Below are 1,263 nucleotides of genomic sequence, written 5' to 3' on the forward strand. Positions count from 1 at the left end.
GGTGAGAATGTCGGTACCTACGCCATCAGCCAAGGCAGCCTCGCATCCAACGCCAATTACACGCTGAGCGTGACGGGCTCGACGCTCAGCATCACGCCGGCGGCCTTGACCGTCACAGCCAACGCCGTCAGCCGGGTTTACGGCGATGTCGATCCGGCTTTGAGCTACAGCGTTTCCGGCCTCAAGCGCGGCGACAGCGCCTCGGGGGTGCTCTCCGGCGCCCTCGACCGGGCCGCGGGTGAGAATGTAGGTAGCTACGCCATCAGCCAGGGCAACCTCGCGTCGAACGCCAATTATACGCTGAGCGTCACCGGTTCGACGCTCAGCATCACGCCAGCAGCCTTGACCGTCACAGCCAACGCCGTCAGCCGGGTTTACGGCGATGCCGATCCGTCCTTGAGCTACAGTGTCTCCGGTCTGAAGCGGGGCGACAGCGCCACGGCGGTTCTGTCCGGCGCCCTCGACCGGGCGGCGGGTGAGAATGTCGGTACCTACGCCATCAGCCAGGGTAGCCTTGCGTCCAACGCCAATTACACGCTGAGCGTAACGGGCTCGACCCTCCGCATCACCCCGGCGGCCTTGACCGTAACAGCCAACGCTGTCAGCCGGGTTTACGGCGATGCCGACCCGGCTTTGAGCTACAGCGTCTCCGGCCTGAAGCGCGGCGATAGCGCCACGGCGGTTCTGTCCGGCACCCTCGACCGGGCTGCCGGTGAGAATGTCGGTACCTACGCCATCAGCCAGGGCAGCCTCGCATCCAACGCGAATTACACGCTGAGCGTAACGGGCTCGACCCTCCGCATCACGCCGGCGGCCTTGACCGTAACGGCCAACGCCATCAGCCGGGTTTACGGCGATGCCGACCCGTCCTTGAGCTACAGCGTTGCCGGTCTGAAGCGGGGCGACAGCGCCACGGCGGTTCTGTCCGGCGCCCTCGACCGGGCTGCCGGTGAGAATGTCGGTACCTACGCCATCAGCCAGGGCAGCCTCGTGTCCAACGCCAATTACACGCTGAGCGTGACGGGCTCGACGCTCAGCATCACGCCGGCGGCCTTGACCGTAACGGCCAACGCCATCAGCCGGGTTTATGGCGATGCCGACCCGGCTTTGAGCTACAGCGTCTCCGGCCTGAAGCGCGGCGACAGCGCCACGGCGGTTCTGTCCGGCACCCTCGACCGGGCTGCCGGTGAGAATGTCGGTACCTACGCCATCAGCCAGGGCAGCCTCGCATCCAACACCAATTACACACTAAGCGTCACCGGT

1 protein-coding gene is annotated in these 1,263 nt (G+C 65.7%); it reads left to right on the forward strand.

Annotation, left to right across the window (positions count from 1 at the left end; genetic code table 11):
* On the forward strand, positions 1 to 1,263 hold a 1,263-nt coding region (locus tag CHB97_RS26590; RefSeq protein ID WP_305764494.1), incomplete at both ends, for an MBG domain-containing protein.

The organism is Azospirillum sp. RU38E, assembly GCF_900188385.1.
Taxonomy (GTDB): domain Bacteria; phylum Pseudomonadota; class Alphaproteobacteria; order Azospirillales; family Azospirillaceae; genus Niveispirillum.